Genomic DNA, 17,860 nt, shown 5'->3' with positions numbered 1-17,860 from the left:
CTTGGGGTGGTGGCGGGGGGCGTTTCCGGGCGGCCTGTTCGCGCCAGTTCGCCGGAGTGGCGGGGACGTGCACCAGATCGGGGAAGTTGCTACATCACACCCGCCCTGACCCCGCCACTTCCCCGATGTGGTGGCACGCCGCCAGCGCCAGCCGCAGGAAGCCCACCACCAGGTCGGGCGGGATCGGCGGGGGCGAACGCGCCAGTCCGCCGGAGTGGCGGGGACGTGCGCCAGGTCGGGGAAGTTGCTACATCGCGCCCGCCCTGACTGCGCCAGTTCGCCGAAGTGGCGGTGGCAGAAGTCGCACGGCGGGGGCGGCCGGAGGCCGCCCCCGCCGTGCCGTGCTGCCCCGGTCAGCCCGGGTTGGGGCGGTTGTCGGTGAAGTTGCCCACCTGGGCACCCGTGGACGAGTTGTCGCTCGTGGAACCGCCGGCCGGGGTGCTCAGGCCACCCGTGCCGGCGTCACCGGTCGTCGTGGGCGCCACCTTGCCGGGATGCTTCTCGGGCTGGCGGGCCACCCGGCGCACACTCGCCGGGCCCGCGGTGCCACCGGTCGTGGTGACCGCGCCCTGACCCCGGGTCGGTCCGCCGTCGCGCAGCACAGTCGGGTCGACGGGTACGTCCGCCGGGTCGTCCGGGTCCAGTTCCTGCCGCATCCGCTCCACGTCGGTCTGCGGCACTGTGACCTCGTCCAGCGCGCCCTCGCCGTACACGCCTCCGGCGACCCGCTGCTCGGCCCGCCGGGCGGCGTCCTGCCGCATGTCGTCCTCACGCACGTCAACCACCTCGCAGCTCTCTCGGGGTATCGGTGTTGCGTGCCCGAGGGTGGGTGGCTGAAACCGGGGCCGGCACCGGGATGACCGCTGTGCACCCGGCTGTCCGGTTCCGGCCGCGAGCCGAGCGTGGCGGCCATCGGATGGCGACCGGCGGTTACCTTGTCTCCGGCGAGGGGTAGACCCAGGGTGCCCCCGCCACAGAGCGCGAACCGTGCCGTGGCCGACCTGCGGTAGCGGGGCGAGGGTATGCAGGTACGACTCATCAAATCCTGAGGAGGACCAGATGAGCACGCAGGCTGCATCCACCAGGCCGGCCAACCGGCCGATGTCCGACGTCCAGAACCGGTCGAACATGCAGGACACGTCGACCCGGCAGATGCCGTCGATGCACGACGGTCACCGGGAGAACATGCCGTCCCCGGGTACGGAGACGAAGCAGGCGTTCCTGACCACCGAGTTCTGGGTGTACGCAGCCGCGGTCGCGGTCGTGGCGATCGCCGCGTTCTGGAAGGGCACCACCGCCAACGGCCTGAACATCAACAACCCGAACCAGGCCTGGTGGTACCTGACCGCGCTGACCGGCGCGTACCTGGTCAGCCGGGGCCTGTCGAAGGCGGGCAGCGCGCGCCGCTCCGGTGAGGAGCGTCGAGGCCGGCGCTGACGCGCACGAGCCACGCGTACGGCGACGCCCCCGGGATCCGTCCCGGGGGCGTCGTCGCGTGTGCTCACTCCTCGCCGAAGTCCCCGAAGTCGTCGCCGCCGCCGTCGAACGCGTCGTCGAGCATCTCACCGGCGATCATGCCGCCGGCGACACCCAGCGCGGCACCCGCCACCACACCGCCCATGCCCGGGCCGCGCCGCCCGTGACCGGCGTATCCGTGCTGACCCGGGTAGCCGTGGCCGCCGTGCGGCATGCCGAAGCCCTGGGCCCGCAGGCTGCCGTAGCGGCCGGTGGTCTCCCGCAGCCAGCCGTCGACGACCTGCACCCAGTCGGTACGGGGGGCGTCGGTGTGCGGGATCGAGTACCGCCCGATGACGTCGTGCCCGGCGCTGAGGAAGCCGCCGCGCTTGTCGCACTCCAGAATCACCTCGACGCCCTGCTGGCTGGTCACGAACGTCAGCTCGACCTCGGTGACCGTCTGCGCGTACTGCGGCGCGGCGAAGAACTCGATCTCCTGGTAGAACGGCAGCGTCTGCGGCACGCCGTAGATGTGGCCCCGCTCCAGGTCGGCGTGCTTGAACCGGAAGCCGAGCGCCTGGAACGCCTCCAGGATCCGCTCGTGGATCGGCAGCGGGTGCACCGACACCTGGTCCAGGTCGGACTTGTCGACCGCGCGGGCCACCGCCAGCTCGGTACGCAGGCCCATGGTCATGCCGTGCAGGCGCTGGCCGTACACGTCGGTGATCGGGGTCTCCCACGGCACCGGCATCTGGAACGGGATGGAGAGCTGCTGCTTCGGGGCCAGCTCGAAGGCGCCGCTGACCGGCATCCGGTGGAACTCCATCACGCCCGCGTACTCGTGGTCGCCGCTCTCGATCTCGACCCGGGTCACCAGACCGATGTTGATCTGCTCGATGCGGGCCGCCGCGTCGCCGCCGACCAGGTTCACGTGCCCGTCCAGGGTCAGGCCCGGCCGGGTGTTCGGGTTGCTGAGCACCGTGTCGACGCTCGGACCGCCCACGCCGAACGCGCTCAACATCTTCTTGAAGACCATCGGTCACTCCCGTGCAACTGCGCTCCGACATGGACCGTCGGGCACTTCGTCAGGGCACCCTAGACGGCGGGGCTGAGAACTGTCTGTGAGGCACGCCGTGACCTCAGTCCGCACGGACCACCACCAGCTCGCCGACCTGCTCGCCGAGCTGCCGGCGGGCCTCCGGCGGCAGGCCGCCGTCGGTGATCAGCACGTCGGCCTCCTCCAGCGGCGCGATGGTGGCGATGCCGATGGTCTCCCACTTGGTGTGGTCGGCCAGCACCACCAGCCGGCGCGCGGACCCGATCAGCCGCCGGTTCACCGCCGCCTCCAGCAGGTTGGGCGTGGTGAAGCCGGTGCGCGGGCTCATCCCGTGCACGCCCAGGAAGAGCACGTCGACGTTGAGCGCGGCGATGGCCGCCTCGGCGACCGGGCCGGTCAGCGCGTCCGACGGGGTACGGATGCCCCCGGTCAGCACCACCGTCTGATCGGCGCGGGGGTTCTGGTAGAGCGCGTCGGCCACCGGGATCGAGTTGGTGACCACCGTCAGACCGCGTACCTCGGCCAGCCGGGCGGCCAGCGCCGCGGTGGTGGTGCCGGCGGAGAGCGCGACCGCCATCCCCGGCTCGACCAGCCCGGCGGCGCGCTCCACGATGGCGCGTTTCTCGGCCTGCTGGCGGACCGACTTGGCGGCGAATCCGGGCTCCTCGGTGGAGCCGGGCCCGGCCAGCGTCGCGCCGCCGTGCACCTTGTCGATGAGGCCGCGGTCGGCCAGCACCTCCAGGTCGCGGCGGATCGTCATGTCGGACACACCGAAGCGGCTGACCAGATGACTGACCCGGACGCCGCCGCTCTGGCGGATCAACTCCAGGATGGCGCTCTGCCGTTGCTGGGCGAGCATGGGGGACCTCCTCGGCGCGAACGGCAGGGTACCGGTCAGGCGGTCGCGGGCACCGGCGCGGGCTCCTCGCGTACCACCGCCACCTCGCCCGCCGGCACCTCCAGGGTGCCGTCGCACCTGACGCCGCCGAGCAGCTCGACGCCGCTGACCGCCAGCCGGGCCGGCCCGGTGGTGTGGTTGACCACGAACAGCCAGCTCCGGTCCGCCGAGCGGCGGCGGACCACCTCCACCCCGGCCGGCGCGTCGACCGGCGGGCGCACGCCGGTCTCGGCGAGCAGCCGCGCCACCAGCCGGTCGGTGGCGTCGTCGTCGAGCCGGGTGCCGACGTACCAGGCGGCGCCCGCACCGATCGCGTTGCGGGTCAGCGCCGGCACGCCGGGCAGCGGCCCGTCGGTGTACGCGGCCAGCACCTCGGCGCCCTCGGTGTGCAGCCACTCGGTCCACACGTCGGCGCGGGCGCCGTCGTCGAGGCGTACCGTCTCGCCCTCCCGCAGCGGGAAGAACTCCTCGACGCGTACGCCGAGCAGGTCGCGGAACGCGCCGGGATAGCCGCCGAGCCGGATGTGGTCGTGCTCGTCGACGATGCCGCTGAAGTAGGTGACAGCAGCGGTGCCGCCCGCCTCCACGAACCGGCGCAGCGCGTCGGCGTCGGTGTCGCGGACGAGGTAGAGCGTAGGCACGAGGACGAGCCGGTAGCGGGACAGCTCGGCCGACGGGTGCACGACGTCGGCGGTGACGCCGGCCCGCCACAGCGCGGCGTGCAACGCGAACAGCCGGTCGGTGTACGTGACGTCGACGCTGGGGTGGGAGTCGAGTTCGGCGCCCCACCACGCCTCGTAGTCGAACAGGATCGCCACGTCGGCGTCGACGCGGCTGCCGCGTACCTCGGCGAGCGCGCGCAGGTCGGCGCCGAGCCGGCAGACCTCGCGGAACACCTTGGTGTCCGGCCCGGCGTGCGGCACCAGCGCGGAGTGGAACTTCTCCGCGCCGGCCCGGGAGGCCCGCCACTGGAAGAACAGCACGCCGTCGGCGCCGCGCGCGACGTGGGCGAGGCTGTTGCGGCGCATCTGGCCGGGCGTCTTGGCCACGTTGCGGGGCTGCCAGTTGACCGCGCTGGTGGAGTGCTCCATCAGCAGCCACGGCGCGCCACCGGCGACGCCCCGGGTGTGGTCGGCCGCGAGGGCCAGGTCGACCTGCGGCTGCGGGTCGGCGGCGGTGAGGTAGTGGTCGTTGGCGACGACGTCCACGTCGGAGGCCCAGGAGTGGTAGTCCAGGTACTTGATGCCGGTGCCGATCATGAAGTTCGTGGTGACCGGCTGCGGGACGAGCCGGTTCAGCAGATCCCGCTCGGCGCGGAGCTGGGCGCGCTGCTCATCCGAGGAGAACCGCAGGAAGTCCAGTTGCTGGGTCGGGTTGGCGAACGTCGGCGCGGTACGCGGCGGGTTGACCTCGGCCCAGTCGTGGTAGCGCTGGCTCCAGAACGCGGTGCCCCAGGCCGCGTTGAGCGAGTCCAGGTCGCCGTAGCGCTCGCGCAGCCAGCCGTGGAACGCCTCGGCGCTGACGTCGCAGTAGCAGTGCACGTTGTGGCAGCCGAGTTCGTTGGAGACGTGCCAGAGCACGACGGCGGGGTGGCGTGCGTACCGGCGGGCGACGGCCTCGACCAGGGCGAGCGAGTGGTCCCGGAACACCGGCGAGCTGGGGCAGTACGCCTGCCGGCCGCCGGGCCAGAGCACCGTGCCGTCGGCCCGGCGGGGCAGCGTCTCCGGGTGCCGGTGCGCCAGCCACGGTGGCGGGCTGGCGGTGGCGGTGGCCAGGTCGACGCTGATACCGCCGTCGTGCAGCAGGTCGATCACCCGGTCCAGCCAGTCGAAGACGAACCGCCCGGGGCTGGGCTCCAGCAGGGCCCAGGAGAAGATGCCGACCGAGACCAGGTTGACCCCGGCCCGTCGCATGAGTTCGACGTCCTCGGCCCATGTCTGCTCGGGCCACTGCTCCGGGTTGTAGTCCGCGCCGTACCAGATTCCCTCGCCGTGCCAGTTCCGCATGACAGCAGAGGTTGCCCCCGAACAGCACCCAAGTCAACACTTTCCAACATCGACTGAAGTTCCAACGTTTACCGGCTCTTTGCCCTGCCGCACCGCCGACTGCGTCGCCTTTTTGCCCTCTTGACAGCGCCGCGCCAAGGGGTAGCTTCAAGCGCCACCGGCTGTTTGTGTTCGGACATGTGGATTCTCGGTGGATCTGCCGCGACCGACGCGAACACCGCTCACCGCCAACGATCACGGTCCATGAGCGCAGCGCACCTCTTCCACGCAGGAGGCACCATGTCCCGTCCCCGCTCGCAAGCCGAATACCTCGCCCGGCTCGTACCCCCGTCCGTCGCCGGCCTGAACCGGCGCTCGCTGCTCGCCGGCGCGGCCGGCGCGGGGGCGCTGCTCGGCACCGGTCTGCTCGCCGGCTGCGGCGACTCCGACTCCGGATCCGGCGGTGACGCCAAGAGCGTCTCGCTCGGCTCGAACCAGTCGGACCCGAAGCCCAAGGACGTCGTCGCGAAGGTGATGGACGGCTTCAAGACGTCCTCCGGGGTGACCGTCGACATCAACACGGTCGACCACAACACGTTCCAGGAGAACATCAACAACTACCTGCAGGGCAAGCCGGACGACGTGTTCACCTGGTTCGCCGGCTACCGGATGCGGTTCTTCGCCGCCAAGGGCCTGGCCGGCGACCTCAGCGACGTGTGGGGCAAGCTCGACGGCTACTCCGACGCGTTCAAGAAGGCGTCCACGGGCGACGACGGCAAGCAGTACTTCGTACCGGCGTCGTACTACCCGTGGGCGGTCTTCTACCGCAAGTCGGTGTGGCAGCAGCGCGGCTACGAGGTGCCGAAGACGCTCGACGACCTGAACACGCTCGGCGCGCAGATGAAGAAGGACGGCCTGGTCCCGATCGCGTTCGCGGACAAGGACGGCTGGCCGGCGATGGGCACGTTCGACATCCTCAACCTGCGGATCAACGGCTACCAGTTCCACATCGACCTGATGGCCGGCAAGGAGGCGTGGACCTCCGACAAGGTGAAGAAGGTCTTCGACACCTGGGCCGGGCTGCTCCCCCTGCACCAGCCGGACTCGCTCGGCCGCACCTGGCAGGAGGCGGCCCAGTCGTTGCAGCAGAAGAAGAGCGGCATGTACCTGCTCGGCCTGTTCGTCGGCCAGCAGTTCAGCGGCGCCGACCTGGAGGACCTGGACTTCTTCACGTTCCCCGAGGTCGACTCCACGATCGGCGCGAAGGCGCTGGACGCCCCGATCGACGGCTACATGATGGCCCGCAAGCCGAAGTCCAAGGACGCGGCGCAGAAGCTGCTGACGTACCTGGGCTCGAAGGAGGCGGCGGACATCACCGTCAAGAACGACCCGAGCACGCTGGTCGCGAACAGCGGCGCGGACACCGGCGCCTACACCGCGCTGCAGAAGAAGGCCGCCGAGCTGGTCGGCTCCGCCACCGAGATCGCCCAGTTCCTCGACCGGGACACCCGGCCGGACTTCGCCTCCACCGTGATCATCCCGGCGCTGCAGCAGTTCATCAAGGATCCGAAGGACATCGGCGGGCTGCTCACCAGCATCGAGAACCAGAAAAAGTCGATCTTCACCAGCTGACGGCGGAAGGGGGAAGGACACCATGTCCGACCTGCCCCTGATCCAAGCGGATCGCGCCGTGCCGCCGCCGGCCGCGACCACCACGAACGGTGGTCGCGGTCGTCGGCTACGGCTCCTGTCCCGCACCGACCGCGTGGTGATCACGCTGATGGTGCTGGTACCCCTGCTGCTCGTCACCGGCCTGGTCTGGCTGCCCGCGGTGGCGACGGTGCTGCTCTCCGGCACGAACTGGGACGGCATCGGCCCGATCGGCGAGATCGAGTGGGTCGGGGCCAAGAACTACGACGACGTGGTGAACATCTACCCGCCGTTCGTCCCCGCCGTGCAGAACAACCTGCTCTGGCTGGCCGCGCTGTTCGTGGTGGCCACCCCGATCGGCATGTTCCTCGCCGTGCTGCTGGACAAGGAACTGCGCGGCAGCCGCTTCTACCAGACCGCGCTCTACCTGCCGGTGGTGCTGTCGCTGGCACTCATCGGCTTCATCTGGCAGCTCATCTACAGCCGCGACCAGGGCCTGCTCAACGGCGTGTTCGGCGGCGAGACCGACTGGTACGGCGACCCGGACGTCAACATCTGGGCCGTGCTGGTGGCGGCCGGCTGGCGGCACGTCGGCTACATCATGCTGCTCTACCTGGCCGGCCTCAAGGGCGTCGACCCGTCGCTGCGCGAGGCCGCCGCGGTCGACGGCTCCTCGGAGACCAGCACGTTCTTCCGGGTCGTCTTCCCGGTGATGCGCCCGATCAACATCATCGTGCTGGTGGTGACGGTGATCGAGTCGTTGCGCGCGTTCGACCTGGTCTGGGTCATCAACAAGGGCCGCAACGGGCTGGAGCTGATCTCCGCGCTGGTCACCCAGAACGTGGTGGGCGAGGCCAGCCGGATCGGCTTCGGCTCCGCGCTGGCGACCATCATGCTGGCCGTGTCGCTGGTCTTCATCACCATCTACCTCTGGACCGTGATGCGGGAGGACAAGCGATGACCGCCGTCTCCGCCGGCCGCCGCCGCCCCGTGCGGCCCGCCCGGGTCGTCCTGCACCTGTTCCTGGGTACGGTCGCCGTGGGCTGGCTGTTCCCCATCCTCTGGGCGGTGCTCACCTCGTTCCGCTCCTACGAGTACACGGCCGCCAACGGCTACGTGTCGCTCGGCGGCTGGACGATCGACAACTACGTCACCGCCTGGCGTACCGCCGAGTTCGGCAAGCACTTCCTCAACTCGGCGTACATCACCATTCCGGCGGTGCTGCTCACGCTGTTCCTCGCCTCCTGCGTGGCGTTCGTGATCGCCCGGTTCAGCTGGAAGCTCAACATCGCGCTGCTCGGCCTGTTCACCGCCGCGAACCTGCTGCCGCAGCAGGCGCTGCTCATCCCGCTGTTCCGGATGTTCACCGAGATCCCGCTGCCGGCCTGGATGAGCGACTCGGAGCTGCTCTACGACAGCTACTGGGGGCTGATCCTGGTCAACGTCGCGTTCCAGTGCGGCTTCTGCGTGTTCGTGCTCAGCAACTACATGAAGGCGCTGCCGCACGAGCTGTACGAGGCCGCGATGGTCGACGGGGCGAACGTGTGGCGGCAGTACTGGCAGGTCACGCTGCCGCTGTGCCGCCCGGCGCTCGCCGCGCTGGCCACGCTGGAGGTGGCCTGGATCTACAACGAGTTCTTCTGGGCCACAGTGCTCATGCGGACCGGCGACAAGTTCCCGGTCACCAGCTCGCTGAACAACCTGCGCGGCGAGTTCTTCACCGACAACAACCTGGTCTCGGCCGGTTCGGTGCTGGTCGCGATCCCCACCCTGGTGATCTTCTTCCTGCTCCAGAAGCAGTTCGTCCGGGGTCTGACGCTGGGAGCCTCCAAGGGATGACGATCGTCCACCTGCGCCGCGCGCGGACCAGCCTGGTGCTCGACGCACGCGGCCCGGGGCTGCCCCGGGTCGTGCACTGGGGCGCCGACCTCGGCCCACTGCCCGACGGGGACCTGCCCGCGCTCGCCGACGCCACCGTGCCACCCGTCGTGCCGAGCAGCTTCGACGCGCCCACGGTGCTGTCGCTGCTGCCCGAGGCGAGCGCCGGGTGGAGTGGGCGGCCCGGTCTCGCCGGTCACCGCGACGGCCGGGACTGGTCCACCGCGTTCCGCCTGGTCGACCTCGACGTGCACGACGCGCCGTCCCCGCACGGCGGTGCGGCGGGCGAGCCCGCTCCGGGCGGCGTGGCCGAAGGCGGGGACGCGGTGCGCGTATCCGACGAGGAGCGGAACCGCGACGGGGCCGGCGCCGCGCGGGTCACCGTGCGGGCGGCGGACCCGGGCGCGGGGTTGAGTCTGACCGTCGAGATCACGCTGGACGCGGCGGGGGTGCTGACGCTGCGGCACCGGCTGCGCAACGACGGCGACGGCCGGTACGAGGTGCGGGAGCTGACACCGGTGCTGCCGGTGCCGGCGGTCGCCACCGAGCTGCTCGACCTGACCGGCCGGTGGTGCCGGGAGCGCGCCCCGCAGCGGCATCCGTGGCCGATGGGCGCGTGGGTACGCGAGGGGCGGCACGGCCGCACCGGCCACGACGCCACGTTGTTGCTGGTCGCGGGCACGGCCGGGTTCGGTTTCCGGCACGGCGAGGTGTGGGCGGTGCACACCGCGTGGAGCGGTGACCACGTCACGGCCGCCGAGCGCCGCCCGACCGGTGAGTCCACACTCGGCGGCGGTGAGCTGCTCGCGCCGGGAGAGATCGTCCTGGGGCCGGGCGACGAGTACGCGACTCCCCTGCTGTACGCGGCGCACTCGGCCGACGGGCTGGACGGGCTCAGCGACGCCCTGCACACGCACCTGCGGGCCCGCCCGTCGCACCCGCGCACGCCGCGGCCGGTGACGCTGAACGTGTGGGAGGCGGTCTACTTCGACCACGACCTGGACCGGCTGCGGGCGCTCGCCGACGCGGCCGCCGAGGTCGGTGTGGAACGCTTCGTGCTCGACGACGGCTGGTTCCGCGGGCGGCGGCACGACCAGGCCGGTCTCGGCGACTGGTGGGTCGACGGCGAGGTCTGGCCGGACGGGTTGCAGCCGCTGATCGACCACGTACGCGGGCACGGCCTGCAGTTCGGCCTGTGGGTAGAGCCGGAGATGGTCAACCCCGACTCCGACCTGTTCCGCGCCCACCCCGACTGGGTGCTCCAGGCGCCGGGCCGGCTGCCGCCGCCGTGGCGGCACCAGCAGGTGCTCGACCTGGCCCACCCGGACGCGTACGCGTACCTGCTCGAACGGCTCGACGCGGTGCTGGGCGAGCACCACGGGATCGCGTACCTGAAGTGGGACCACAACCGCGACCTCACCGAGGCCGGGCACGCCGGACGGCCGGGTGTGCACGCGCAGACCCTCGCGGTCTACCGGCTGCTGGACGAGCTGCGCGCCCGGCACCCGGGCGTCGAGATCGAGAGCTGCTCCTCCGGCGGCGCGCGGGTCGACCTGGAGATCCTGCGCCGCACCGACCGGGTCTGGGCCAGCGACTGCAACGACGCGCTGGAACGGCTGTCCATCCAGCGCTGGACCGGCCTGCTGCTGCCGCCGGAACTGATCGGCACGCACATCGGGCCGGAGCGCTCGCACACCACGCACCGCGTGCACGACCTGGGCTTCCGCGCGGTCACCGCGCTGTTCGGCCACCACGGCATCGAGTGGGACATCACCGCGATCGACGCCGGCGAGCGGGCCGAACTCGCCGCCTGGGTGGCGCTGCACAAGCGGCTGCGCCCGCTGCTGCACACCGGCCGGGTGGTCCGGGTCGACCACCCGGACCCGGCCGTGCAGGCCCACGGCGTGGTCGCCCACGACCGCTCGCATGCGGTGTACGCGGTCAGCCGGGTCGCCACCTCGGTGGCACAGGTGCCGGGCGCGGTCCGGCTGCCGGGGCTCGACCCGGAGCGGCGCTACCTCGTGCGCCCGCCCGCCGGGGTGCCGGAGCCGGCGCTGCTGGAGATGTCCCCGCCGGGCTGGCTGGCCTGGCCCGGCGACGGCATCACGGTGACCGGTTCAGTCCTGGCCATGGTGGGCCTGCAACTCCCGGCCCTGCACCCCGAACAGGCCCTCCTCCTGGAGGTGACCGCCGCCTGACCGCCCCGGCCCCACCCCCGTGATCAAGGAGTTTGTGTCGCCGTCGAGGTCCGATCGGGACACAAACTCCTTGATCACGTCACTGGGGTGCGGGTCAGGCGGGGGTGCAGGTCACCGCAGGGGTGGAGTTGGTGCCCTGCCAGGTGCCGATGAAGCCGAAGCTGGTGCTCGCGCCCGCACCGAGGCGACCGTTGTAGTCGACGTTGCGGGCGGTGTACGCCGATCCGCTGTTGCTGACGCTCGCGTTCCACGCCTGGGTGACGGACTGGCCGTTGGCGTACGTCCAGCGCACCGTCCAGCCGGTGATCGCCGCGGCTCCGGCGGTCACCCGGACCTCGCCCTGGAATCCGCCCTGCCACGAGTTCGCGACGGTGTAGGTGGCGGTGCAGCCACCGGACGGCGGGGGCGTGGTGGTCGGCGGCGGGGTCGGGCTGGGGCTGCTCGTGGGCGACGGGCTGGTGGTCGGGCTGGTGGTGGGGCTGGCGGTGGGGGTGCTGCCGGCGTACACCGACGCCTCACGGGAGGTGGCCGCGATGCCGTTGGTCCCGTTGAAGATCCGCTGACCCCAGCTCGTGAGCTGGGCCGGGTTGAACGCGGTGGTCATGTCCAGGTACTCCACGCCGCCGCCGTTGCCGCTCCACGACCAGCCGAGGTAGCCGATGCCGTTGGCCTGGCTGTACGCCATGATGGCGTCCTCGTCCGGGTTGCCGTCGGAGTGGTTGAAGCCGAACTCGCCGACCACGATCGGCAGCCCGGCGGTACGGAACCGGCCCAGGTAGTCGCTGATCTCGGCGGCGGTGTCGAACACGCCGTACATGTGGATGGAGAAGACGGTGTTGCGCTGCGGGTCGGCGGCGAACACGGTGCCGGCGTTGTCGCGCATGGTGAACGACCAGTCCTGGCCCCAGTTCGGCGCGTCCACCATGATCGTGTGGGTCAGGCCGGCGGCGCGCAGCCGCTTGATCGCGTTCGAGGTGTCGGTGGTCCAGGCGCTGTAGCCCTGGTTGCCGAACGGCTCGTTGCCGATGTTGACGATGACGTACTTCTCCTGGCCCTTGAGCACGTCGGCGATGCTCAGCCAGTAGTCGGTGGCCTTCGCCAGCGTGGTGGCGGCGCCGTCCTCGCCGTACCCGGTGGTGTCGTGCACCTCCAGCACGCAGATCAGCCGGTTGGCCTTGCACAGCGAGATCACGTTCGCCACGTCGGCGGCGCTGTTCTTCGTCCAGCGGTCGCCGCTGGACAGCACCACCCGGACGGTGTTCGCGCCGAGGGCCTTGATGTCGGCGAACGAGCTGGTCTGCTGCGGGTACCAGGTGTGCGCGTGGTTGACCCCGCGCATCACGAACTCGACGCCGCCTGCGTCGTAGAGCCGCCCGTTGGAGACGGAGAACCCGGTGGCGGCGTGGGCCGGCTGCCCGAGGGCGAAGACGGCGGCGAGTGCCGTCAGCAGGGCGGCGCCCGCGACGGAGAGCAGTTTCTTCATGGCTGTCCTCAGGGGAAGGTCTCCCCCGTGCCCGAGCGGGGGTGCGGTGACGGTGACGAGGTGGTGGCGACTGAGCCCGGTAGCCGCCGCCCGGTTCCCGAACGGACGCAGGCATCAGCGTAGGGCGATGGACGACATAAGGCAACCGGTTAAGCGGAATCAGCCGGGAGGCACCGACGCTCGCCGGGCCGCATGAGCTGAACCGGTTAAGACGCAGCGGGGAAAGCGGACAGCAGGGTTGACCCGCGCCGGGCGGGGTATCCGTGGACGATCCGCCCGGGAAGGAGACGTGCCATGGTCAACGTCGGTTACACCCTCATGTGCGAGCAGGCCGGCCCGAAGGAACTGGTCGACCACGCCGTACGCGCCGAGGCCGCCGGCTTCGACCACCTGGTCATGTCCGACCACTACTACCCCTGGCTGGAGTCCCAGGGCCACTCCCCGTACGCCTGGTCGGTGCTCGGCGCGGTCGCGCACGCCACCAGCCGGGCCGAGCTGATGTCGTTCGTGACCTGCCCGATCCGGCGGTACCACCCGGCCGTGGTGGCGCAGAAGGCCAGCACCGTCGGGGTGCTCTCGGACGGCCGGTTCACGCTGGGCCTCGGCGCCGGGGAGAACCTCAACGAGCACGTGGTGGGCGGGTGGCCGCACGTGCAGCAGCGGCACGAGATGTTCGAGGAGGCGCTGCAGATCATCCGGCCGCTGCTCAACGGCGAGACGCTGACGTTCTCCGGCAACCACTTCGACGTGCCCGACGCGTACGTCTGGGACCGCCCCGAGCGGCCGGTGCCGATGGCGGTGGCCGCGTCCGGACGGCAGTCGGCCACGCTGGCCGCCGAGTACGCCGACGCCATGATCGCCACCGACCCGCTGTCCCACCTGATCGACATGTACGAGGAGGCCGGCGGCGCGGGCCGCCCCCGCTACGGGCAGGTCGCCATCTGCTACGGCCCGGACGAGGACGAGTGCCGCAAGATCGTGCACGACCAGTTCCGCTGGTTCGGCCTGGGCTGGAAGGTCAACGCCGACCTGCCCGGCCCGGAGTCGTTCGAGGCGGCCACCCAGTTCGTCCGGGAGGAGGACGTGGCCGAGGGCATCTCCTGCGGCCCGGACACCGACCGGCACGTCGAGGCGTTCAAGAAGTTCGTCGACGCGGGCTTCACCCACGTCGCGCTGGTCCAGGTGGGCGGCGACACCCAGCCGATGTTCCTCGACTGGGCCCAGGAGGAGCTGCTGCCCCGGCTGCGCGAGCTGTGACAGTCGCACCGTCCCCGCCGGGGCGCTTCGGCCCGGCCGAGCTGCGCCTGGCGCTCGCCGCGCCCCGGCCGGCCGCCGGGCTGACCAGCGAGTTCCGGCAGGTCGGCGGGCTGCGGGCACACACCCGCCGCTCCGGCGACCCGGGCGGGGACGGGCCGCCGATCGTGCTGGTGCACGGCCTGGCCGTGTCGCACCGCTACCTCACCCCACTCGCCGTCGCGCTGGCGCCGCGCCAGCCGGTGTACGTGCCGGACCTGCCCGGCTTCGGGCTGACCGAACGCCCCGGCACCGCGTACGACGTGGACCGGCACGTGGCGTTCCTGGCCGACTGGCTCGCCGCGTACCGGTTGGGTCCGGTCGTGCTGCTCGGCCACTCCTTCGGTGCGGAGGTGGCCGCCGCGCTCGCCGCCCGTCACCCCGGCCTGGTCCGCGCCCTGGTGCTGGCCGGGCCGACCTGCGACCCGGTCGCCCGGTCCCGGCGCGGTCTGATCGGCCGCTGGCTGCGGGACACGCTCCGGGAAGCGGCGTGGCAGGCGCCGATCCTGCTGCGCGACGTGGCCGAGGCCCGGCCGTGGCGGGTGTTCGCGACGCTGTCCCACTCGGTCCGCAACGCGGTCGAGGAGGATCTGGCCCGGGTCACCGCGCCCACGCTGGTGCTGACCGGCGCCCGCGATCCGGTCGCGCCGGCCGCCTGGCGGGAGCAGGTCGCCCGGCTGGTGCCGGACGCCCGGTCGGTGGCCGTGCCGGGCGCGGCGCACAACGTGGTCACCACCGCACCGGCCCAGGTCGCGGACGCCGTCCACGACCTGCTCACCACCCCGCTGAGGAGTTGACGCCATGCGTATCGGGAACACCGAGATCCGTCCCGCCGGAGGCGGGCTCGGCTGCCTGCTGATGATCCTCTTCTCGATCGTCGCCTCGGTGGTGCTCACCGTGCTGCTCAACCTGGTCCTGTAGAACCGGGCCCGGCGCGCACGGCGGCGACACCAGAATGGGGCATGCCCCTGCTGACCGCGCTTCCGCTGGCGCTGGAGATGGTCGCCGGGTCGAAGCTCGTCAGCGCCGTCGTCCTCGCCGCCGGCCGCCATCCGCGGCGCAGCTCGGTGGCCTACCTGGCCGGCGTCACGGTGGGCGTGCTCGGGCCGTTGACGCTCTGGTACGCGGCGTTCCGGGTGGTGCGGCGCACCGCCGTGCACGGCATCGGGGTGGGCGGCAGCCGCCGGCTCATCGACTGGATCGTGCTGGCCCTGCTGGTCGTGCTCATGGTGGTCACGTTCCGCAGGCGTCGGCGGGACCGGCCGCCCGGGTGGCTCCGCCGGTTGCAGGACCCGCGGCCCGCGTACGCCTTCGGTCTGGGGCTGCTGCTCGCCGTCGCCGTGCCGAGCGACGAGCTGGTCATGGCGTCGGTCGCGGGCAGCATGGCCGGGCACGGCCGCCCGTGGTGGCATCTGCTGCCGTTCACGGCGCTCACCGTGCTGCTGCTGGCCCTGCCGCTGCTCACGCTGCTGCTGTCCGGCGAACGCGCGGAGCGTCTGCTGCCCGCGTTCCGCTCCTGGACCGGCAGGCACTCCTGGCTGGTCAGCGAGACGGTCATCCTGATCTTCGCGGCCTTCGTGGTGGCCGACCTCGCGTCCGGGTCGTTCAGCCGGCCGTGAGGTCCACCTCGGCCAGCACCGGATAGTGGTCCGACGCCGAGTCGGCGTCGCCGCCGCGGACCACCCGCACCGCGCGTACCCGATCGGCCAGCGCCGGGGTGGCGAGCAGGTAGTCCAGCCGCATCCCGGCGAACTCGGCGCCGCCGTGCCGGGTCGGCACGGTCAGGCCGCCGGGTTCGTCGCCGCCGGAGCGCGGCCACAGGTCGACCAGCCCGGCGTCGAGCAGCCGGGCCACCGCCCGGGTGTCCACGGTACGGCCGTCACGGCGCAGGTGCCGCCGCCGGTACGGGGTGGCCAGCCCGGCCAGCCGGGCGGTGTGGTCGGCGGTGGGCTCCAGCGTGTTCAGGTCCCCGGCGAGCAGGGCCAGTCCTCCCCCGGTACGCCGCAGCGCGGCGGCCAGCCAGTCCGCCTCCATCCGCCGCCGCCCACCCGAGTACGGGTTCAGATGGGTACTGAACACGGTGAGCGGTCCGGCCCCCGTGGCGACCTGCACCCGGGCGGCGGCGTGGTGGAACGGGCGGCGGACCTGGCCGGCGCGCAGCACCCGCAGCGGCGGGCGGACCAGCACCGCCACCGGCTGGCCGAAGCAGGACCGGGCCAGGTACGCCTCCATCCCGAGCCGGTCGGCCAGGCCGCCCAGCGTGGCGTCCATGCCGCGCAGCTCCTGCAACGCCAGCACGTCGGGGCGCTGCGCGGTGACGACCGAGACGACCCGGTCCCGGCGGTCGGCGCCGCCGCCGTCCCGCCCGCCGGTCCGGATGTTCCAGGTCATCACCCGCAGCATCGGCTCAGTCCGGCCGCGCGGCCTTGGCCAGCTCGTCGTCCAGCTCGTCGACCTGTTCGGACTCGATCGCCGGCCGGTTGCCCTCGTACACGTCGGCGTTCGGCTTGATCACCCAGTACAGCAGCGACAGCCAGAGCGCGCCGAGCAGGATCGCGCCCATGAAGTCGGTCGGGTGGTGCATGCCCCGGTACATCCGGGAGGTCGCCACGCCCACCGGCATCAGCACGGCCATGCCCACGAACAGCCACCGCCACCACCTGTCGGTACGCGGGAACACGATGACCGCCATCGCCACCCACAGGCAGATGGTCGCCGCGATGTGCCCGGACGGGAACGACGAGGTGGGCATCTGCCCGTCCAGGTTCTCCACCGGCGGCCGGGGCCGGTCCACCACCCGAGCGCTGGCCAGGAACAGGCTCAGCTCGCCGAACATCGCCAGCACCACGTACAGCACCGGCCGCCACCGCCGCCACACGGCCAGCACGATCGGGCAGAACACCAGCGACACCAGCAGGATGGCGTGGGTGTCGCCGAACTTGCTCCACCACCAGCTCACCTCGGTGAGCGCGCCGGTGTGCCGCTCGGCGAACCAGCGCGGCACCTCGGTGTCGAGCGTGTCGAAGAACGTGCCCTTGGCGTGGTAGCTGACGACCATGCCGAACGCGTAGAGCACACCGAAGACGAGCACCCATCCGACCAGCAGCTCGGCCACCGCCGAACGCGGGTGCTCCAGCACCTTCTCCTCGTCCGGCGCGAGCGCCAGCTCCTCGCCCGCCTCCGGCTCCAGGCCCTCGCTCAGCGGCGGCACCGGCCGGCCGCGCTCGCGCCGCCACAGCCGGAAGGCGTACGCGGTGACGCCCAGCCAGGCCGCGCCGAGCAGCCAGCCGCCGATCACGTCCGACACGAAGTGCACGCCCAGCGCGACCCGGGTCAGCCCGACCAGGAAGATCAGCACACCGGCGACGGCGATGGCGGGCTTGCGCCAGCGCGGCGACATGGCCGGCAGGAACACCAGCAGCAGCGCCCCGTACGCGACGAACGAGCCGAGCGCGTGACCACTGGGGAAGCTGTTGCCCGGTGCGCTGGCGATCGGCACGTCCACCACCGGGCGCAGCCGCCCGACCAGCGCCTTGAGCGACGGGTCGAGGATCAGCCCGCCGACGCCGGTGACGATCAGGTAGACCGCCAGCCGGGACTGGCGGCGGATCAGCAGGCCCACCACCGCGATGGTGACCAGCCAGATCAGCACCGGCCGCCCGCCCAGGTCGGTGATCGCCTGGAGCACTGTGACCAGCGGGCCGTGCGGCGCCACGAGGTCGTTGAACCACTCGGCCACCGCGTGGTCGGCGTCGCCCAGCGGGCTCCACCGGAACCGGACCAGCATGAGCAGCACGCCGAACCCGACTCCCGCACCGGCCACGGCGAGCAGGCCCGCGAGGCTCCGCTCCGCGAAATGGCTGAGCGGCCGGCTCCCGGCTTCCTTGACCGCGGTCACACCGCACCTCCCTCGTTCCTCTGCGAGGCGCGCTGTACCCGATCGGCTTGTCCCGTACACGCCGT

15 protein-coding genes are annotated in these 17,860 nt (G+C 71.9%); 8 read left to right on the top strand and 7 right to left on the bottom strand.

Annotated features, from left to right (window positions below; genetic code table 11):
• Positions 1-353: 353 nt before the first annotated feature.
• Positions 354-776: a hypothetical protein gene (locus V6U82_RS20985; protein WP_162959127.1), complete on the bottom strand. Its 423-nt coding sequence runs from the start codon at positions 774-776 to the stop codon at positions 354-356.
• A 283-nt stretch (positions 777-1,059) separates the two neighbouring features.
• On the opposite strand from V6U82_RS20985, the gene V6U82_RS20980 reads away from it, so the two are divergent.
• Positions 1,060-1,437, top strand: a complete 378-nt coding sequence (locus V6U82_RS20980) for a hypothetical protein (protein ID WP_091427728.1) — start codon at positions 1,060-1,062, stop codon at positions 1,435-1,437.
• Positions 1,438-1,501: 64 nt separating this feature from the next.
• Here V6U82_RS20980 and V6U82_RS20975 read toward each other — a convergent pair whose 3' ends face one another.
• From V6U82_RS20975 to V6U82_RS20965, 3 genes are all read right to left on the bottom strand, one after another.
• On the bottom strand, positions 1,502-2,491 hold the full coding sequence (locus tag V6U82_RS20975) for a sporulation protein (RefSeq protein WP_128137116.1): 990 nt from the start codon (positions 2,489-2,491) through the stop codon (positions 1,502-1,504).
• Positions 2,492-2,594: 103 nt separating this feature from the next.
• Positions 2,595-3,371 (bottom strand): DeoR/GlpR family DNA-binding transcription regulator, encoded by a 777-nt coding sequence (locus V6U82_RS20970; protein WP_128137115.1) that lies wholly within the window; start codon positions 3,369-3,371, stop codon positions 2,595-2,597.
• A 35-nt stretch (positions 3,372-3,406) separates the two neighbouring features.
• Positions 3,407-5,416: a beta-galactosidase gene (locus V6U82_RS20965; RefSeq protein WP_334463742.1), complete on the bottom strand. Its 2,010-nt coding sequence runs from the start codon at positions 5,414-5,416 to the stop codon at positions 3,407-3,409.
• A 279-nt stretch (positions 5,417-5,695) separates the two neighbouring features.
• Between V6U82_RS20965 and V6U82_RS20960 the strand changes: the two genes are divergently transcribed.
• The 4 genes from V6U82_RS20960 to V6U82_RS20945 are packed head-to-tail and all read left to right on the top strand — an operon-like array spanning position 5,696 to position 11,121.
• Positions 5,696-7,027: an ABC transporter substrate-binding protein gene (locus V6U82_RS20960; RefSeq protein WP_128137118.1), complete on the top strand. Its 1,332-nt coding sequence runs from the start codon at positions 5,696-5,698 to the stop codon at positions 7,025-7,027.
• A 22-nt stretch (positions 7,028-7,049) separates the two neighbouring features.
• Positions 7,050-8,006, top strand: coding sequence for a carbohydrate ABC transporter permease (locus V6U82_RS20955; RefSeq protein WP_128137114.1), 957 nt, complete (start codon positions 7,050-7,052; stop codon positions 8,004-8,006).
• Positions 8,003-8,884 (top strand): carbohydrate ABC transporter permease, encoded by an 882-nt coding sequence (locus tag V6U82_RS20950; protein WP_334463740.1) that lies wholly within the window; start codon positions 8,003-8,005, stop codon positions 8,882-8,884. Before V6U82_RS20955 ends, V6U82_RS20950 begins: the two co-directional genes overlap by 4 nt.
• Positions 8,881-11,121: an alpha-galactosidase gene (locus V6U82_RS20945; protein WP_334463739.1), complete on the top strand. Its 2,241-nt coding sequence runs from the start codon at positions 8,881-8,883 to the stop codon at positions 11,119-11,121. Before V6U82_RS20950 ends, V6U82_RS20945 begins: the two co-directional genes overlap by 4 nt.
• Before the next feature lie 94 nt (positions 11,122-11,215).
• Here the strand turns inward: V6U82_RS20945 and V6U82_RS20940 are convergent, their stop codons facing one another.
• Positions 11,216-12,604: a cellulase family glycosylhydrolase gene (locus V6U82_RS20940; RefSeq protein WP_334463738.1), complete on the bottom strand. Its 1,389-nt coding sequence runs from the start codon at positions 12,602-12,604 to the stop codon at positions 11,216-11,218.
• A gap of 294 nt (positions 12,605-12,898) precedes the next feature.
• Between V6U82_RS20940 and V6U82_RS20935 the strand changes: the two genes are divergently transcribed.
• The 3 genes from V6U82_RS20935 (at position 12,899) to V6U82_RS20925 (ending at position 15,516) form a co-directional block, all read left to right on the top strand.
• Positions 12,899-13,861, top strand: coding sequence for a TIGR03557 family F420-dependent LLM class oxidoreductase (locus V6U82_RS20935; RefSeq protein WP_120570925.1), 963 nt, complete (start codon positions 12,899-12,901; stop codon positions 13,859-13,861).
• Positions 13,858-14,694, top strand: a complete 837-nt coding sequence (locus tag V6U82_RS20930; protein ID WP_334463737.1) for an alpha/beta fold hydrolase — start codon at positions 13,858-13,860, stop codon at positions 14,692-14,694. The genes V6U82_RS20935 and V6U82_RS20930 overlap by 4 nt, the downstream gene beginning before the upstream one ends.
• A gap of 165 nt (positions 14,695-14,859) precedes the next feature.
• A complete protein-coding gene (locus V6U82_RS20925) occupies positions 14,860-15,516 on the top strand; it encodes a GAP family protein (protein WP_334463736.1) in 657 nt (218 codons plus the stop codon).
• Here V6U82_RS20925 and V6U82_RS20920 read toward each other — a convergent pair.
• Both V6U82_RS20920 and V6U82_RS20915 read right to left on the bottom strand, forming a co-directional pair.
• Entirely contained in the window at positions 15,503-16,300 is a 798-nt protein-coding gene (locus tag V6U82_RS20920; RefSeq protein WP_334463735.1) for an endonuclease/exonuclease/phosphatase family protein, read from the bottom strand. The genes V6U82_RS20925 and V6U82_RS20920 overlap by 14 nt on opposite strands.
• 4 nt (positions 16,301-16,304) lie before the next feature.
• Positions 16,305-17,795, bottom strand: a complete 1,491-nt coding sequence (locus tag V6U82_RS20915; RefSeq protein WP_334463734.1) for a phosphatase PAP2 family protein — start codon at positions 17,793-17,795, stop codon at positions 16,305-16,307.
• Positions 17,796-17,860: the final 65 nt, after the last annotated feature.

The organism is Micromonospora sp. CPCC 205554 (assembly GCF_036902745.1).
Taxonomy (GTDB): Bacteria; Actinomycetota; Actinomycetes; order Mycobacteriales; family Micromonosporaceae; genus Micromonospora; species Micromonospora tulbaghiae.
Note: the sequence above shows the minus strand (reverse complement) of the source record. Positions and strands in the feature narration are given on the sequence as shown.